At 43.6% G+C, this 17834-nt stretch carries 13 protein-coding genes and 1 pseudogene; 13 read left to right on the top strand and 1 reads right to left on the bottom strand.

Features of this window, described 5'->3' with window-relative positions:
* Positions 1-207 precede the first annotated feature (207 nt).
* The 5 genes from tig (at position 208) to yihA (ending at position 7915) form a co-directional block, all read left to right on the top strand.
* Complete coding sequence (gene tig, locus NST79_RS14625) at positions 208-1482, top strand: trigger factor (RefSeq protein ID WP_014480469.1); 1275 nt, start codon at positions 208-210, stop codon at positions 1480-1482.
* 271 nt (positions 1483-1753) lie between these two features.
* A complete protein-coding gene (gene clpX, locus NST79_RS14620) occupies positions 1754-3016 on the top strand; it encodes an ATP-dependent protease ATP-binding subunit ClpX (RefSeq protein WP_003229613.1) in 1263 nt (420 codons plus the stop codon).
* A 151-nt stretch (positions 3017-3167) separates the two neighbouring features.
* Positions 3168-4826: an ATP-dependent protease LonB gene (gene lonB, locus NST79_RS14615; RefSeq protein WP_004398923.1), complete on the top strand. Its 1659-nt coding sequence runs from the start codon at positions 3168-3170 to the stop codon at positions 4824-4826.
* A gap of 180 nt (positions 4827-5006) precedes the next feature.
* Positions 5007-7331: an endopeptidase La gene (lon, locus tag NST79_RS14610; RefSeq protein ID WP_003229618.1), complete on the top strand. Its 2325-nt coding sequence runs from the start codon at positions 5007-5009 to the stop codon at positions 7329-7331.
* The gene (gene yihA, locus NST79_RS14605) at positions 7328-7915 is read left to right on the top strand and encodes a ribosome biogenesis GTP-binding protein YihA/YsxC (protein WP_003229621.1); all 588 of its coding nucleotides are present in this window, start codon (positions 7328-7330) and stop codon (positions 7913-7915) included. The genes lon and yihA overlap by 4 nt, the downstream gene beginning before the upstream one ends.
* A gap of 21 nt (positions 7916-7936) precedes the next feature.
* On the opposite strand, the pseudogene NST79_RS14600 reads toward yihA, so the two are convergent.
* Positions 7937-8433 (bottom strand): annotated as a pseudogene (locus NST79_RS14600) (hypothetical protein).
* 229 nt (positions 8434-8662) lie between these two features.
* On the opposite strand from NST79_RS14600, the gene hemA reads away from it, so the two are divergent.
* The 8 genes from hemA to cotN all read left to right on the top strand — a co-directional run bounded on the left by hemA (position 8663) and on the right by cotN (position 17832).
* Positions 8663-10030 (top strand): glutamyl-tRNA reductase, encoded by a 1368-nt coding sequence (gene hemA / locus NST79_RS14595; protein WP_004399038.1) that lies wholly within the window; start codon positions 8663-8665, stop codon positions 10028-10030.
* 7 nt (positions 10031-10037) lie between these two features.
* Positions 10038-10868, top strand: coding sequence for a cytochrome c biogenesis protein (locus NST79_RS14590; RefSeq protein ID WP_003222575.1), 831 nt, complete (start codon positions 10038-10040; stop codon positions 10866-10868).
* Positions 10869-10900: 32 nt separating this feature from the next.
* Positions 10901-11845, top strand: coding sequence for a hydroxymethylbilane synthase (gene hemC / locus NST79_RS14585; RefSeq protein ID WP_010886587.1), 945 nt, complete (start codon positions 10901-10903; stop codon positions 11843-11845).
* Positions 11835-12623: a uroporphyrinogen-III synthase gene (gene hemD / locus NST79_RS14580; protein ID WP_212058957.1), complete on the top strand. Its 789-nt coding sequence runs from the start codon at positions 11835-11837 to the stop codon at positions 12621-12623. Before hemC ends, hemD begins: the two co-directional genes overlap by 11 nt.
* On the top strand, positions 12620-13594 hold the full coding sequence (gene hemB, locus NST79_RS14575; RefSeq protein ID WP_015483525.1) for a porphobilinogen synthase: 975 nt from the start codon (positions 12620-12622) through the stop codon (positions 13592-13594). Before hemD ends, hemB begins: the two co-directional genes overlap by 4 nt.
* A gap of 29 nt (positions 13595-13623) precedes the next feature.
* Positions 13624-14916, top strand: coding sequence for a glutamate-1-semialdehyde 2,1-aminomutase (hemL, locus tag NST79_RS14570; protein ID WP_212058955.1), 1293 nt, complete (start codon positions 13624-13626; stop codon positions 14914-14916).
* A gap of 130 nt (positions 14917-15046) precedes the next feature.
* Entirely contained in the window at positions 15047-16774 is a 1728-nt protein-coding gene (spoVID, locus tag NST79_RS14565) for a spore coat morphogenetic protein SpoVID (protein ID WP_128993249.1), read from the top strand.
* 32 nt (positions 16775-16806) lie between these two features.
* A complete protein-coding gene (cotN, locus tag NST79_RS14560; protein ID WP_014480462.1) occupies positions 16807-17832 on the top strand; it encodes a spore coat protein CotN in 1026 nt (341 codons plus the stop codon).
* Positions 17833-17834 lie beyond the last annotated feature (2 nt).

Raw genomic sequence — 17834 nt, 5'->3', positions numbered from 1 at the left:
GCGCTATGTGTTATGTTATAATATAATGGTTGTATTTGTGTATAACGGGTTATAAGAAATACGGTTGGACAGGCTTTGCAGTTCATTATTAACATCTATACATAATGATTCTGATCTTTGGCAGCTTTGTTTTTGTTGGACGAAGCCGTATGATTGCTTTAGAATGGAAGACCGACACAACCTGAATAGATTTTTGGAGGGAAACACATGTCTGTAAAATGGGAAAAACAAGAAGGCAACGAAGGCGTTTTAACGGTTGAAGTTGATGCTGAAACGTTTAAAACAGCACTTGATGATGCATTTAAAAAAGTAGTAAAACAAGTTTCAATTCCTGGATTCCGTAAAGGTAAAATTCCTCGCGGATTATTCGAACAGCGCTTTGGCGTAGAAGCTCTTTACCAAGATGCTTTGGATATTCTTCTTCCTGTAGAATACCCTAAAGCGGTTGAAGAAGCTGGAATCGAGCCTGTAGACCGTCCTGAAATCGATGTTGAAAAAATCGAAAAAGGCGAAAGCTTAATCTTCACTGCGAAAGTAACAGTAAAACCTGAAGTGAAGCTTGGCGACTACAAAGGCTTAGGCATTGAAAAAGACGACACAACTGTAACTGACGAAGATGTTCAAAACGAACTAAAAGCGCTTCAAGAGCGTCAAGCTGAGCTTGTTGTAAAAGAAGAAGGCGCTGTTGAAGAAGGAAACACAGTTGTTCTTGATTTCGAAGGATTCGTTGACGGCGAAGCATTCGAAGGCGGAAAAGCTGAAAACTACTCTCTAGAAGTAGGTTCTGGTTCATTCATCCCTGGCTTCGAAGATCAATTAGTTGGCCTTGAAGCAGGTGCTGAGAAGGATGTTGAAGTGACATTCCCTGAGGAGTACCACGCTGAAGATCTTGCAGGCAAACCAGCTGTGTTCAAAGTGAAAATTCACGAAATCAAAGCGAAAGAGCTTCCTGAGCTTGACGATGAATTCGCAAAAGATATCGATGAAGAAGTGGAAACACTCGCTGAATTAACTGAAAAAACTAAGAAACGTTTAGAAGAAGCAAAAGAAAACGAAGCTGACGCTAAATTGCGTGAAGAGCTTGTTCTGAAAGCTTCTGAAAATGCTGAAATCGATGTGCCTCAAGCAATGGTCGATACTGAGCTTGACCGCATGCTGAAAGAATTCGAACAGCGTCTGCAAATGCAAGGCATGAACCTTGAGCTTTACACTCAATTCTCAGGCCAAGATGAAGCTGCGTTAAAAGAGCAAATGAAAGAAGATGCTGAAAAACGCGTAAAATCTAACCTGACTCTTGAGGCGATTGCGAAAGCGGAAAACCTTGAAGTATCAGATGAGGAAGTTGATGCTGAGCTTACTAAAATGGCTGAAGCATACAACATGCCTGTTGAAAATATTAAACAAGCCATCGGTTCTACTGACGCGATGAAAGAAGATTTAAAAGTTCGCAAAGCAATTGATTTTCTTGTAGAAAACCGTTAATATGGTGCATAATAATAGTACTAATAAAACAGGGCGCGAATCATTCGTGCCTTGTTTTGTACAATTATGAGTTATCTCTTTTTCTTGGGGCAATATAGTTAATGCAGGGCTGTTTTTTGTCATACATATAGAATGTGCAAGTCAGAAACACATTGTTACCGTCTTTTTGGAAAGTATGGTAAAATGCAATACATACTCGTTCGTTTCAAGAATCATTTTCTTTTGCTCTGCCGGTAAAAGAAAAAGTGAGACAAGATTAAGGGGTGAAAGAATGTTTAAATTTAACGAGGAAAAAGGACAATTAAAATGCTCGTTCTGTGGAAAAACACAAGATCAGGTTCGTAAGCTTGTAGCTGGGCCTGGTGTATATATATGTGACGAATGTATCGAACTCTGCACTGAAATTGTAGAGGAAGAACTCGGAACAGAAGAAGAAGTAGAATTTAAAGACGTACCAAAGCCTCAGGAAATTCGCGAAATTTTGAATGAATATGTCATCGGCCAAGATCAAGCGAAGAAATCACTTGCTGTTGCTGTGTATAACCACTATAAGCGCATTAACTCTAACAGCAAAGTTGATGATGTTGAGCTCTCAAAAAGTAATATTTCATTAATCGGCCCTACGGGAAGCGGTAAAACCCTTCTGGCGCAAACATTGGCTCGCATTTTAAATGTGCCGTTTGCGATTGCGGACGCTACATCTTTGACTGAAGCTGGATACGTGGGTGAAGATGTAGAGAATATTCTCTTGAAGCTCATCCAAGCTGCTGATTATGATGTGGAAAAAGCCGAAAAAGGCATTATCTATATTGATGAAATCGATAAAGTGGCTAGAAAATCTGAAAACCCGTCTATCACACGTGATGTGTCAGGTGAGGGTGTACAGCAGGCATTGCTTAAAATTCTTGAGGGTACAGTGGCAAGCGTACCGCCTCAAGGTGGACGTAAGCATCCTCATCAAGAATTCATTCAAATTGACACAACAAATATTTTGTTCATTTGCGGCGGAGCTTTCGATGGTATCGAACAAATCATCAAACGCCGTTTAGGCCAAAAAGTGATTGGATTCGGTGCCGACAATAAAGCTGCTGATCTTGAGAAAGAAGATCTTCTTTCAAAAGTGCTTCCTGAAGATTTGCTCCGTTTCGGGTTAATTCCTGAATTTATCGGACGTCTTCCGGTTATTGCAAGCCTTGAAAAGCTTGACGAAGAAGCATTGGTTGCCATCTTAACAAAACCGAAAAACGCTCTAGTTAAGCAATTCAAGAAAATGCTTGAGCTTGACAACGTTGAGCTTGAGTTTGAAGAAGAAGCGCTTTCTGAAATTGCTAAAAAAGCAATTGAACGCAAGACTGGAGCACGCGGACTCCGTTCCATCATTGAAGGCATCATGCTTGATGTGATGTTTGAGCTGCCTTCTCGTGATGACATTGAAAAATGTGTAATCACCGGGGCAACTGTGACACACGGAGAGCCTCCTCGCCTCTTATTAAAAGACGGCACTGAGGTAAGCCAAGATAAAACATCTGCATAAAGATAAGCACAAACCTCCTGAGTGGTAACACTCAGGAGGTTTTTTTGCATGCAACTCTTCCGGAAAAACGTTTATTCCCGTCTTCTATGGGAGATACTAGCAATCAGAGGAATGAATTGGATACATAAATTGTTTTTCAGGAGGGACCACCATGAGTTGGACAGGGATCGCGTTATTTATTCAGCTGTTTTTTGGGATCATCATCGGTTTGTATTTTTGGAATTTGCTTAAGAATCAAAGGACACAAAAGGTCACGATAGATAAAGAATCAAAGAAGGAAATGGAGCAGCTTCGGAAAATGCGCGCTATCAGCTTGTCCGAGCCATTATCTGAGAAGGTCCGCCCCAAAAGCTTTAAAGATATCGTCGGACAGGAAGACGGCATTAAAGCATTAAAGGCGGCTTTATGCGGGCCAAATCCTCAGCATGTGATTGTCTATGGGCCACCGGGAGTTGGGAAAACGGCTGCTGCGCGGCTTGTGTTGGAAGAAGCAAAAAAACATAAACAATCACCGTTTAAAGAGCAGGCTGTCTTTGTGGAACTCGATGCGACAACAGCCCGTTTTGATGAAAGAGGAATTGCCGATCCGCTCATCGGCTCTGTCCATGACCCGATATACCAAGGGGCCGGAGCGATGGGACAGGCTGGGATTCCGCAGCCGAAGCAGGGAGCTGTCACCCATGCCCATGGCGGTGTGCTGTTTATTGATGAAATAGGGGAGCTGCATCCTATTCAAATGAATAAAATGCTGAAGGTGCTTGAGGACAGAAAAGTCTTTTTAGATAGTGCGTATTACAGTGAGGAAAATACACAAATTCCGAATCATATTCATGATATTTTTCAAAATGGGCTGCCGGCTGATTTTCGCTTGATTGGCGCGACCACGAGAATGCCAAACGAAATTCCGCCAGCTATCCGGTCCCGCTGTTTGGAGGTTTTTTTCCGCGAGCTTGAAAAGGACGAGTTGAAAACGGTTGCCAAAACAGCAGCGGATAAAATTGAAAAAAATATCTCCGAAGAAGGACTGGATCTTTTGACCAGCTACACGCGGAACGGGCGGGAAGCCGTCAATATGATTCAAATCGCAGCGGGGATGGCTGTAACGGAGAATCGAAAGGACATTACGATTGAGGATATTGAATGGGTCATTCACTCCAGTCAGCTTACTCCAAAGCACGAGCAAAAAATCGGTGTTGAACCACAGGTTGGCATTGTAAATGGGCTTGCAGTCTATGGGCCTAACAGCGGATCGCTTCTGGAAATCGAAGTAAGTGTAACCGCGGCTCAAGATAAAGGATCAATTAACATCACAGGAATAGCTGAAGAAGAAAGCATCGGCAGCCAATCAAAATCGATCAGGCGAAAAAGCATGGCGAAGGGTTCGGTTGAAAATGTATTAACCGTGCTCCGGACAATGGGAATGAAGCCTTCTGATTATGATATTCACATCAATTTCCCAGGAGGGATTCCGATTGATGGGCCGTCAGCAGGCATTGCGATGGCGGCGGGGATTTTCTCGGCGATACACAAAATTCCTATTGACAATACCGTTGCGATGACGGGCGAAATCAGCCTGAACGGTCTTGTGAAACCCATCGGAGGCGTCATTCCGAAAATAAAAGCGGCCAAGCAGTCCGGTGCGAAAAAGGTGATTATCCCATATGAAAATCAGCAGGCCATCTTAAAGCAGATTGACGGGATCGAGATTATTGCAGTGAAGACGTTCCAAGAAGTGCTTGATGAAATTTTGGTGAATCCGCCAACGGAACAAAAACCGTTTCATATCGAAATCAATAAAGAATCCGTTTAAACCCTATTTTGATAATAGGGTTTTTTTCATGAAGGACATCTTTTCCTTTTTCATATCAGAAAGAAAGGGTATACTACGAGGAGACTGTTTTATAGAAAATGGAACCATGCCGTTTATTGTACAAGGATGAAAAAGTTGTATTATAATGGTTCATACTAAAGTCACGGAGGTGTCAGTCACATGGCAGAAGAATTAAAACGCAGCATCCCGCTCCTCCCTTTAAGAGGTTTATTAGTGTACCCGACGATGGTTTTGCATTTAGATGTAGGACGTGACAAGTCGGTTCAGGCTCTTGAACAGGCAATGATGCATGATCATATGATATTTTTAGCCACTCAGCAGGATATTTCGATAGACGAACCTGGTGAAGACGAGATTTTCACTGTCGGCACCTATACAAAAATTAAGCAAATGCTGAAGCTTCCGAACGGTACGATTCGTGTGTTGGTGGAGGGCCTCAAGCGCGCCCATATCGTCAAATACAATGAACACGAGGATTACACGTCGGTTGACATTCAACTTATTCATGAAGATGATTCAAAAGATACAGAAGACGAAGCATTGATGCGGACTTTGCTAGACCACTTTGATCAGTACATAAAAATTTCTAAAAAAATCTCGGCCGAAACGTACGCTGCGGTTACTGATATCGAAGAGCCGGGGAGAATGGCAGACATCGTTGCTTCTCATCTGCCCCTTAAACTAAAGGATAAGCAGGATATTTTAGAAACGGCTGATGTCAAAGACAGGCTGAACAAGGTCATTGATTTTATTAATAATGAAAAAGAAGTGCTGGAGATTGAGAAAAAAATCGGCCAGCGCGTCAAACGTTCGATGGAGCGTACGCAGAAGGAATACTACTTGCGTGAACAAATGAAGGCGATCCAAAAAGAGCTTGGCGATAAAGAAGGCAAAACTGGCGAAGTTCAGACGCTGACGGAAAAAATCGAAGAAGCAGGCATGCCTGATCATGTGAAGGAAACAGCGCTTAAAGAATTGAACAGATATGAAAAAATTCCGTCAAGTTCTGCGGAAAGCTCTGTGATCCGCAACTATATCGACTGGCTGGTTGCTCTTCCGTGGACGGATGAAACAGATGATAAGCTTGATTTGAAAGAAGCAGGACGTCTCTTGGACGAAGAGCACCACGGGCTTGAAAAAGTAAAAGAACGTATTTTAGAATATTTGGCTGTCCAGAAGCTGACCAAATCCCTGAAAGGCCCGATTCTCTGTTTGGCAGGACCTCCAGGTGTCGGAAAAACGTCTTTAGCCAAATCAATTGCAAAAAGCTTGGGACGCAAATTCGTCAGAATCTCACTCGGAGGAGTACGGGATGAATCAGAGATACGCGGACACAGACGGACCTATGTCGGAGCAATGCCTGGACGTATTATTCAAGGGATGAAAAAAGCGGGCAAGCTGAATCCGGTCTTCTTATTAGACGAAATTGACAAAATGTCATCTGATTTTAGAGGAGACCCATCATCCGCTATGCTTGAAGTGCTTGATCCAGAGCAAAACAGCAGCTTCAGTGATCACTATATTGAAGAAACCTTTGATTTATCCAAAGTGCTGTTTATCGCAACGGCGAACAATTTGGCCACAATCCCGGGCCCGCTCAGAGACAGAATGGAAATTATTAATATCGCAGGCTACACAGAAATAGAAAAACTTGAAATCGTAAAGGATCACTTGCTTCCAAAGCAAATCAAAGAACACGGGCTGAAGAAAAGCAACCTGCAGCTGCGTGATCAGGCGATTCTTGATATTATCCGCTACTATACGAGAGAAGCTGGTGTGAGAAGCCTTGAACGCCAGCTTGCCGCGATTTGCCGTAAAGCTGCAAAAGCCATTGTTGCTGAAGAGCGAAAACGGATTACGGTTACTGAGAAGAACCTTCAAGACTTTATCGGAAAACGTATTTTCAGATATGGACAAGCTGAGACAGAGGATCAGGTTGGTGTAGTGACAGGGCTTGCTTATACAACCGTTGGCGGAGATACGCTGTCGATTGAAGTATCGCTTTCTCCGGGGAAAGGGAAATTAATCCTGACAGGAAAGCTCGGAGATGTTATGAGAGAGTCTGCTCAGGCTGCATTCAGCTATGTGCGATCCAAAACAGAAGAACTTGGCATTGAACCTGACTTTCATGAGAAGTATGATATTCATATACATGTACCAGAGGGTGCGGTGCCAAAAGATGGTCCGTCAGCCGGTATTACGATGGCAACAGCGCTTGTTTCTGCTTTAACGGGACGGGCGGTTTCGCGTGAAGTCGGCATGACTGGGGAAATCACGCTTCGCGGGCGCGTGCTGCCGATCGGCGGCTTAAAGGAAAAAGCGCTTGGCGCACATAGAGCGGGATTAACGACCATTATTGCGCCTAAAGATAATGAAAAAGATATAGAGGATATTCCGGAAAGCGTCAGGGAGGGGCTGACATTTATATTGGCGTCCCACTTAGACGAGGTTTTGGAACATGCCTTAGTAGGAGAGAAGAAATGAAAGTCACAAAGTCAGAAATCGTGATCAGTGCAGTAAAACCGGAACAGTACCCTGAAGGGGGGCTTCCGGAAATCGCATTGGCCGGAAGATCGAACGTAGGAAAATCGTCTTTTATCAATTCATTAATCAATCGCAAAAATCTTGCGAGAACGTCATCAAAGCCGGGAAAAACACAAACGCTTAATTTCTACATTATCAATGATGAGCTGCATTTTGTGGATGTGCCGGGCTACGGTTTTGCCAAAGTGTCAAAGTCTGAGCGTGAAGCATGGGGGAGAATGATTGAAACCTATATCACGACACGCGAGGAATTAAAAGCTGTGGTGCAGATCGTTGATTTGCGGCATGCGCCATCTAATGATGATGTACAGATGTATGAATTCTTAAAGTATTACGGCATTCCTGTTATTGTTATCGCTACAAAGGCGGATAAGATCCCGAAAGGCAAATGGGACAAACACGCAAAGGTTGTCCGACAAACATTAAATATTGATCCGGAAGACGAGCTGATTCTCTTTTCCTCAGAAACGAAAAAGGGAAAAGACGAAGCTTGGGGAGCGATCAAAAAAATGATAAACCGGTAGAGGATCCTCTACCGGTTTTATTTATCGTATAGATTTTTTTCGTTTTATCAATAATAACAATAAACTGATTCCAATAAAGACAAACGGCCAATACTCCTTCAGAAGCGCTGTTGGAATATGCGCAGACTCAAGCCATGCCATAATTTGTTTGAAAAAGTACAAAAACAGGGAAAAACAAATCATCGACACAGCTTCATATACATATTCTTTTTTTTGAACGGTTGAAACGAGAAGTGAGAAGCCGATCATAAAGAGGAGCATTTCAAAATCATCCGGCCACCATACCCATTTCGGCTTGGAAAAAAGTGTAAACCGATCCCGAAGAGAAGTAAACCAATAAAAAAATGGGGTGTAACGGCTTCTTTTTTTCCTTGATATACAAAGGCTACGCCTAATAACATGAGGAGAACAGGCCATTGATCCTGCCCTGAAAACAGTTCGGCTTGACCGCTTTCTAGCCATGCATATACAGAAGCGGCAAGCAGCAGACAAGGGAATAAAATTGATTTTTGTTTCATGCATATCACCTTCTTGTTTTTTAGAGCTGATGTGTAGTAAATTTCTGCTGTTTTTGGTATTGTCAATAGGAATGCTTCTTTTCCCTGAAGCTTTTTCTAATATAGCATAAGAATTTTAAAATCTGTTCACATTTTGTGAAAGAAACTATGTTATAATTATTATAAATAATGAGTTCTATGTTAGAATGATTATAAATTAAGATTGGGTGTTGGGGGTGTAATTAGAGCGATGCATATACTTGTTGTGGGAGTAGATTATAAATCCGCCCCTATTGAGATACGTGAAAAAGTAAGTTTTCAGCCGAATGAGCTGGCAGAAGCAATGGTGCAGCTGAAAGAAGAGAAAAGCATTCTTGAAAACATCATTGTCTCAACCTGCAACCGCACTGAAATTTATGCGGTAGTCGACCAGCTCCATACCGGCCGTTATTATATAAAAAAGTTTTTAGCTGATTGGTTTCAATTAAGCAAAGAAGAGCTGTCACCGTTCTTAACGTTTTATGAGAGCGATGCCGCTGTTGAGCATTTATTCCGTGTAGCCTGCGGACTTGACTCTATGGTGATTGGCGAAACGCAGATTCTCGGACAGGTACGCGACAGCTTTAAAACGGCTCAGCAAGAAAAAACGATCGGGACTATTTTTAATGAGCTGTTTAAGCAGGCAGTTACAGTGGGCAAACGGACTCACGCCGAAACAGACATTGGCTCAAATGCGGTGTCAGTAAGCTATGCTGCAGTTGAACTTGCCAAAAAAATCTTCGGAAATCTTTCAAGCAAGCACATATTGATTCTCGGTGCGGGAAAAATGGGCGAGCTTGCTGCGGAAAACCTGCACGGACAGGGAATCGGCAAGGTCACTGTCATTAACCGAACATACTTGAAAGCGAAGGAGCTTGCAGACCGTTTTTCAGGTGAAGCGAGAAGCTTGAATCAGCTTGAAAGCGCGCTTGCGGAGGCTGATATTTTAATCAGTTCAACCGGTGCAAGTGAATTTGTCGTGTCCAAAGAGATGATGGAAAACGCGAATAAGCTTCGCAAGGGACGTCCGCTGTTTATGGTCGACATTGCCGTGCCTAGAGATCTTGATCCGGCGCTGAATGATCTTGAAGGTGTTTTTCTTTATGATATCGACGATCTGGAAGGCATTGTAGAAGCGAACATGAAAGAGCGGAGAGAAACAGCTGAAAAAGTTGAACTGTTAATTGAAGAAACCATTGTGGAATTTAAACAATGGATGAATACACTTGGTGTTGTGCCGGTTATTTCTGCATTGCGCGAAAAGGCGCTTGCTATCCAGTCAGAAACGATGGACAGCATTGAGCGTAAGCTGCCTCACTTAAGCACAAGAGAGAAAAAACTGTTGAACAAACACACCAAAAGTATTATTAACCAAATGCTTCGTGATCCGATTTTAAAGGTGAAAGAGCTTGCGGCAGATGCTGATTCGGAAGAAAAGCTCGCGTTGTTTATGCAGATTTTTGATATTGAAGAAGCTGCGGGCCGTCAAATGATGAAAACCGTTGAAAGCAGCCAAAAGGTCCACTCTTTTAAGAAGGCTGAATCAAAAGCGGGCTTTAGCCCACTTGTAAGTGAGTGAAAGCTGAATGATTGATACTGCAATGGCAAGACTTAATGAGGGGACAATCGTCATTTACGCTTTAAGTGTACTCTTTTATTTTATAGATTTTCTTCAACACAACCGGAAGGCTGGAAAAATGGCCTTCTGGTTGCTTTCTATTGTCTGGACTCTGCAAACCGTGTATTTGGCCTATTTTATGTGGGTGACGGGGCGGTTTCCGGTATTAAATGTGACAGAGGCGCTTTATTTTTATGCCTGGGTGCTTGTCACGCTGTCACTTGTACTGACAAAGCTTTTACGTGTTGACTTTATCGTGTTTTTTACAAATGTTATAGGATTTTCTATGATCGCCATTCACACATTTTCACCGACAGAGCAGCAGTCAGCTGCTTTTTCCGGGCAGCTTGTATCTGAGCTTTTGGTGATTCATATTACAATGGCGATTCTTTCATATGGCGCTTTTTCCCTTTCTTTCGTTTTTTCTGTGCTATATATGTTTCAATATCATCTGCTGAAAAAGAAAAAGTGGGGAAAATGGCTGTTGAGAATAGAAGATTTATCTAAGCTTGATTATATGGCGTATGTTTTAAATGTCATTGGGGTTCCGATGCTGCTGCTGAGTTTGATTCTCGGCGTCATTTGGGCGTATGTCTCACTAGAAACGCTGTATTGGTTTGACGCCAAAGTGCTTGGTTCGTTTGTCGTCCTGCTGCTGTACAGCTATTATCTTTATATCAGGCTGATTAAGGAGCTGCAAGGAAAGGTCGCTGCACTGTGGAATACGGCTTGTTTTCTGGTGCTGATGATCAATTATTTCCTGCTTGGAAGCCTGTCGCAATTCCATTGGTTCAGTTAAACGATGTCCCAAGCAGATTCGGGAGGAAAGAAATGATGAGAACGATTAAAGTAGGTTCCAGACGGAGCAAACTCGCTATGACTCAAACAAAATGGGTTATTCAAAAACTGAAGGAAATCAATCCTTCGTTTGCTTTTGAAATTAAAGAGATCGTGACAAAGGGCGACCGGATTGTCGATGTTACACTCTCAAAAGTGGGTGGAAAAGGGCTTTTTGTCAAAGAAATTGAACAGGCGCTTTTAAACGAAGAGATTGATATGGCAGTGCACAGCATGAAGGACATGCCTGCTGTTTTGCCTGAAGGCCTTGTGATCGGCTGTATTCCTGAACGGGAGGACCCGCGTGATGCCCTTATTTCAAAGAATCGCGTAAAGCTTTCAGAAATGAAGAAAGGTGCTGTCATTGGCACAAGCAGTTTAAGAAGAAGCGCTCAGCTTTTGATTGAGCGCCCTGACCTTACAATTAAATGGATTAGAGGTAATATAGATACAAGACTTCAAAAGCTGGAAACAGAGGATTATGACGCGATTATTTTAGCGGCTGCCGGACTTTCTAGAATGGGGTGGAAGCAAGATGTCGTAACCGAATTCCTTGAGCCTGAGCGCTGTTTGCCTGCTGTGGGGCAGGGAGCACTGGCGATTGAGTGCCGAGAATCGGATGAAGAGCTGTTGGCGTTGTTTTCTCAGTTTACAGATGAATATACAAAACGGACTGTCTTAGCGGAACGTGCTTTTTTAAACGCGATGGAGGGCGGCTGCCAGGTTCCGATCGCGGGCTACTCCGTGTTAAATGGACAGGATGAAATTGAAATGACAGGTCTTGTCGCTTCACCTGACGGCAAAATCATTTTTAAAGAAACCGTCACCGGAAACGATCCGGAGGAAGTAGGAAAGCGCTGTGCCGCTCTTATGGCTGACAAAGGAGCAAAAGATTTAATTGATCGTGTAAAACGGGAGCTTGATGAGGATGGAAAATGATTTTCCGTTGGAAGGAAAAACAGTGCTTGTCACCCGGAATAAGGCACAGGCAACATCATTTCAGCAAAAAGTGGAGGCGCATGGCGGTAAAGCGGTTTTAACCTCTTTGATTACGTTTCGCCGCGCTTTGCCGAATGATGTTGCGGAACAGGTAAGAGAGGATCTTGCCGCGCCAGGCTGGCTTGTTTTTACAAGTGTGAACGGGGCAGACTTCTTTTTTTCTTATCTGAAGGAAAATCAGCTTATTCTCCCTGCGCATAAAAAAATTGCAGCCGTCGGTGAAAAAACCGCCCGCCGTTTAAAAACGCATAACGTATCGGTTGATGTGATGCCACAGGAGTATATTGCTGAACAATTGGCTGACGCTCTTAAGCAGCATGCTGAACCGGGGGAGCCCATTACCGTGATGAAAGGGAATTTGTCACGTGATGTGATAAAACAAGAGCTTGTCCCGCTCGGTTTTGAAGTAAAGGAATGGGTTCTCTACGAAACGATTCCGGATGAAGAAGGCATTGAGGCACTGAAAGACGCTGCGGGTCAATATTCCTTTGACTATGTAACATTTACGAGTTCATCAACCGTACATACGTTTATGCATGTCTTGGGAGAAGAATTAAAAAAGTGGAAGGCGAATGGGACGGCGTGTATCAGCATTGGGCCTTTAACAAATGATGCCCTTCTGACGTACGGCATCACATCGCATACGCCTGATACATTTACAATAGATGGCATGCTTGAGTTAATGTGCAGCATGTCAAGAGAGGAAGAGAGAATATGAGTCAATCATTTAATAGACACCGCCGCCTGCGGACATCAAAAGCAATGAGGGAAATGGTAAAGGAAACACGTTTGCATCCATCAGATTTTATTTATCCGATTTTTGTCGTTGAAGGGCTGGAAGGCAAAAAAGCTGTTCCGTCAATGCCTGATGTTTACCATGTATCATTAGATTTATTGAAGGATGAAGTAGCGGAGCTGGTCAAACTGGGCATTCAATCTGTTATCGTGTTCGGCATCCCGGAAGAAAAAGATGATTGCGGAACACAAGCGTACCATGATCACGGAATTGTCCAAAAAGCCATCACAGAAATTAAAGAACACTTCCCTGAAATGGTTGTTGTCGCTGACACGTGCCTGTGCGAATATACAGACCACGGCCATTGCGGACTTGTCAAAGACGGGGTCATCCTCAATGATGAATCGCTGGAGCTTTTGGCGCAGACAGCTGTCAGCCAAGCGAAAGCAGGTGCGGATATCATTGCGCCATCAAACATGATGGACGGATTTGTTACAGTGATCAGAGAAGCACTTGATAAAGAAGGATTCGTCAATATTCCCATCATGTCTTACGCTGTGAAATATTCTAGCGAGTTTTACGGTCCGTTCCGTGATGCAGCAAACAGCACACCGCAATTCGGAGATCGCAAAACATATCAGATGGACCCTGCCAACCGTATGGAGGCACTCCGCGAAGCACAATCAGATGTCGAGGAAGGCGCGGACTTTTTGATTGTCAAACCTTCGCTTTCTTATATGGATATCATGCGTGACGTAAAAAATGAGTTTACTTTGCCGCTCGTCGCTTATAATGTAAGCGGAGAGTATTCAATGGTGAAGGCTGCAGCGCAGAACGGCTGGATCAAAGAAAAAGAAATTGTGTTGGAAATTTTGACAAGCATGAAGCGCGCGGGTGCCGACCTGATTATTACGTATCATGCGAAAGACGCAGCGAAATGGCTTGCGGAGTAATTTTATTCAGTTGACAGGAGTTGAGGCAGATGAGAAGCTATGAAAAATCAAAAACGGCTTTTAAAGAAGCGCAAAAACTCATGCCGGGCGGTGTGAACAGCCCCGTTCGCGCATTTAAATCGGTAGACATGGACCCGATTTTTATGGAACGCGGAAAAGGCTCGAAAATCTTTGATATTGACGGGAATGAATATATTGACTACGTCTTGTCATGGGGGCCTTTAATTTTAGGGCATACAAATGACCGCGTCGTAGAAAGCCTCAAAAAAGTGGCTGAATACGGGACAAGCTTCGGTGCTCCGACTGAAGTAGAAAATGAACTGGCTAAGCTCGTCATTGATCGTGTGCCATCTGTAGAAATTGTACGAATGGTAAGCTCCGGAACAGAGGCTACAATGAGTGCCCTCCGTTTGGCAAGGGGCTATACGGGCCGCAACAAGATTTTAAAGTTTGAAGGCTGCTACCACGGACACGGCGATTCTCTCTTGATTAAAGCTGGTTCAGGTGTTGCCACTCTCGGTCTGCCTGACAGCCCGGGGGTGCCTGAAGGCATTGCGAAAAACACCATCACCGTTCCGTACAATGATTTAGAAAGTGTAAAGCTTGCTTTCCAGCAATTCGGTGAAGACATTGCGGGAGTCATTGTAGAGCCAGTTGCCGGAAATATGGGTGTTGTTCCGCCGCAAGAAGGCTTCCTGCAGGGTCTGCGTGATATCACTGAGCAGTACGGCTCCCTGCTGATTTTTGATGAAGTGATGACTGGCTTCCGGGTCGATTATAACTGCGCTCAAGGCTACTTCGGCGTAACGCCTGATCTGACTTGTTTAGGAAAAGTAATCGGGGGCGGACTTCCTGTCGGCGCTTATGGCGGAAAGGCAGAAATCATGGAGCAGATCGCTCCAAGCGGTCCGATCTATCAAGCTGGTACATTATCAGGCAACCCGCTTGCGATGACGGCTGGCTTAGAGACATTGAGACAGCTGACACCTGAATCCTACAAGAATTTCATTAAAAAAGGCGACAGGCTGGAAGAAGGAATTTCAAAAGCCGCCGAGGCTCACGGCATTCCGCATACCTTTAACCGTGCAGGTTCGATGATCGGTTTCTTCTTTACAAACGAACCAGTCATCAATTATGAAACAGCGAAATCATCTGATTTGAAGCTGTTCGCAAGCTATTATAAAGGGATGGCAAATGAAGGGGTATTCCTTCCGCCATCACAATTCGAAGGTCTTTTCCTCTCAACGGCCCATACTGATGAAGATATTGAAAACACAATCCAGGCAGCTGAGAAAGTATTTGCCGAGATCAGCCGCAGATAAGAGTGAAAACCGGTATCAAGGACTCCTTGTGCCGGTTTTTTCGTGCTCTCCCACTCATATTTTCTCCAGTTCATACATACACCTTTAGTGACATCTAATTTTAAGGATTAGATGAAAGGAGGATATGAACTTGCCGCAAAATCATCGATTGCAATTTTCTGTAGAAGAATCGATCTGTTTCCAAAAAGGACAGGAAGTTTCTGAACTGCTTTCTATTTCATTAGATCCTGATATTAGGGTTCAGGAAGTAAATGATTATGTATCAATCATAGGATCGCTTGAACTTACAGGTGAGTACAACATAGATCAAAACAAACATACCGAAGAGATTTATACAGATAAGCGGTTTGTTGAACAAGTCAGAAAGAGAGAGGATGGAAGTGCGGAACTGACTCACTGTTTTCCTGTGGATATTACCATTCCGAAAAATAAAGTGAGCCATTTACAGGATGTCTTCGTCTTTATTGACGCATTTGACTATCAATTGACGGATTCGCGCATTTTAACAATTCAAGCTGATTTAGCGATTGAAGGGCTTTTGGATGATACGCAAGACAAAGAGCCGGAGATACCTTTATATGAAGCTCCTGCGGCATTCAGGGAGGAAGAGCTTTCAGAGCCGCCGGCACATAGTGTAGTAGAAGAACCGGGTGCATCATCGGCAGAGGAAGCAGTTCTTCAGCATGAACCGCCAGCCGAACCGCCAGAACTTTTTATCTCGAAAGCGGGGCTCCGTGAAGAACTGGAGACAGAAAAAGCAGAATCTGAGCCGCCTGAATCGGTTGCTTCAGAACCAGAGGCCAGAGAAGATGTGAAAGAGGAAGAAGAGTCAGAAGAGCTTGCTGTGCCGGAAACGGAGGTTCGTGCTGAATCGGAAACAGAAGAATCTGAGCCAGAACCTGATCCTTCAGAAATAGAGATTCAAGAGATCGTTAAAGCAAAAAAAGAAACGGCAGAGCCGGCAGCTGCAATAGCGGATGTTCGTGAAGAAGCAGACTCTCCAGCGGAGACTGAGCTTCGTGAACACGTTGGAGCAGAAGAATCGCCTGCTTTGGAAGCTGAGCTTCATTCAGAGACTGTGATTGCAAAGGAAAAAGAGGAAACAACAGTGTCTCCTAATCATGAATATGCGCTGCGCCAAGAGGCTCAAAATGAAGAAGCAGCTCAATCGGATCAGGCTGACCCTGCGCTTTGCCAAGAAGAGGCGGAAGCGGATGAAGCTTTGGAGAGTGTATCAGAGGCCGCTCTCTCCATAGAAGATAGCAGAGAAACAGCTTCAGCTGTATATGTGGAGAATGACAAAGCCGATTTACATTTCCATTTCAATCAAAAAACAAGCTCGGAGGAGGCATCTCAAGAAGAATTGCCTGAACCGGCATACCGTACCTTCCTGCCTGAACAAGAAGAGGAGGATTCTTTTTATTCAGCGCCTAAGCTGCTGGAGGAGGAAGAACAAGAGGAAGAGAGCTTCGAAATTGAAGTGAGAAAAACACCATCAGCTGAAGAGCCTAAGGAAGAAACACCTTTTCAATCCTTCCAGCTGCCTGAATCTTCTGAGACTGAAAGGAAGGAAACGGATGCTGTTCCTAGGGTTGCTCCTGCTGCTGAAACGAAGGAACCTCAAACAAAGGAAAGTGATAATTCTCTTTATTTAACAAAACTCTTTACAAAAGAAGCGGATGAGTTTTCGAGAATGAAAATTTGTATTGTGCAGCAGGAAGATACGATCGAGCGTTTATGCGAACGGTATGAAATTACATCCCAGCAGCTGATCAGGATGAATTCTTTAGCCTTGGATGATGAATTAAAAGCAGGACAGATTCTCTATATTCCTCAATATAAAAATAGCCATGCGTAAACCGTAAGTGATCGGAAAATGTGGTGAATGAAATGGAAGATACCCAATCGGTTCTTCAGGAATACGGACTGACTGCTCAATTTATTGAGCCTGTCAGTCCTCTTGTTTGGAAAGTGTATACAGACTACGGCATATTTGCCCTGAAAAAATTGAAAGAGGGTCGCGGCAAGCATTTTACAGATCATATGGTGGCGATTGAGGAAAAAGGCTTTCGTTCATTCGTTCCCGTTTACAGAACAAATAGCGGTGAGTTTTTCTCAGCAGGCATACAATACGGAGATACCTACTATTTAATGCCTTGGCTCCAATTTGACCAAGAGGAAGAACGGGATCAGAAACATGCTTATTTATTTAGAGAAACAGCCCGTCTTCACGAGAGAACCGCGCAGGAACTAAAGGTTAGACGTGATGAGATTGAACGTTATTACGGGCAAACGAAAAAAAAGTGGGAACAAGATAAAATTTTCTATGAGCAGTTTGTGGATAGAGCGGAGAAGGAGTGGTACCTTTCTCCTTTTGAACTCCAGGCCATAACCTATTTTTCAGAAACCATTTCCGCGGTGAATTTTGCGCTGGAACGGTTGGAGGACTGGTATGAGTCTGCAAAGGAAAAGGACGTTTCAAGGGTTGTAATGAACCACGGCAGCCTGTCTATACACCATTTTCTGTATAATGATGCCGGGACCGGATATTTTACAAACTTCGAAAGAGCATCTGTCGGTCCGCCGCAAAACGACCTGCTCGGCTTTTATACAAAAATGTTCAGAGGCTTTCCGAAAGCTTGTCCGGAATGCGTCGAATGGTTTTATGGATATACGAAATCATTCCCTTTGCGTGAAGCGGAAGTCAGCCTTTTTCTCAGCTATATGGCATATCCGGCAGCCATGTACAAGGTGCTGAACGGTTATCAAACTGGGAAAAGACAGCATGAAAAAGAGGAATGTACACAATTATTAAAGGCTTATTGGCAAATGAAAAATATAGAGCCGTTTGTGATGAAAATCCATCAGATTGAACAAGAGAAAAAATTTCAGGCTGAAAACGAGTCCACGTCTTAATG

It is taken from the genome of Bacillus sp. PS196 (genome assembly GCF_037963555.1).
Lineage (GTDB): Bacteria > Bacillota > Bacilli > Bacillales > Bacillaceae > Bacillus > Bacillus subtilis.
The sequence above is the reverse complement of the archived record's forward strand: the minus strand, read 5'-3'. Positions and strand labels throughout refer to the sequence as shown.

Bases quoted from the DNA above. Each gene is read 5' to 3' on its own strand.
- tig (WP_014480469.1), top strand. From the start codon at position 208: ATGTCTGTAAAATGGGAAAAACAAGAAGGCAACGAAGGCGTTTTAACG.
- clpX (WP_003229613.1), top strand. From the start codon at position 1,754: ATGTTTAAATTTAACGAGGAAAAAGGACAATTAAAATGCTCGTTCTGT.
- lonB (WP_004398923.1), top strand. From the start codon at position 3,168: ATGAGTTGGACAGGGATCGCGTTATTTATTCAGCTGTTTTTTGGGATC.
- lon (WP_003229618.1), top strand. From the start codon at position 5,007: ATGGCAGAAGAATTAAAACGCAGCATCCCGCTCCTCCCTTTAAGAGGT.
- yihA (WP_003229621.1), top strand. From the start codon at position 7,328: ATGAAAGTCACAAAGTCAGAAATCGTGATCAGTGCAGTAAAACCGGAA.
- hemA (WP_004399038.1), top strand. From the start codon at position 8,663: ATGCATATACTTGTTGTGGGAGTAGATTATAAATCCGCCCCTATTGAG.
- NST79_RS14590 (WP_003222575.1), top strand. From the start codon at position 10,038: ATGATTGATACTGCAATGGCAAGACTTAATGAGGGGACAATCGTCATT.
- hemC (WP_010886587.1), top strand. From the start codon at position 10,901: ATGATGAGAACGATTAAAGTAGGTTCCAGACGGAGCAAACTCGCTATG.
- hemD (WP_212058957.1), top strand. From the start codon at position 11,835: ATGGAAAATGATTTTCCGTTGGAAGGAAAAACAGTGCTTGTCACCCGG.
- hemB (WP_015483525.1), top strand. From the start codon at position 12,620: ATGAGTCAATCATTTAATAGACACCGCCGCCTGCGGACATCAAAAGCA.
- hemL (WP_212058955.1), top strand. From the start codon at position 13,624: ATGAGAAGCTATGAAAAATCAAAAACGGCTTTTAAAGAAGCGCAAAAA.
- cotN (WP_014480462.1), top strand. From the start codon at position 16,807: ATGGAAGATACCCAATCGGTTCTTCAGGAATACGGACTGACTGCTCAA.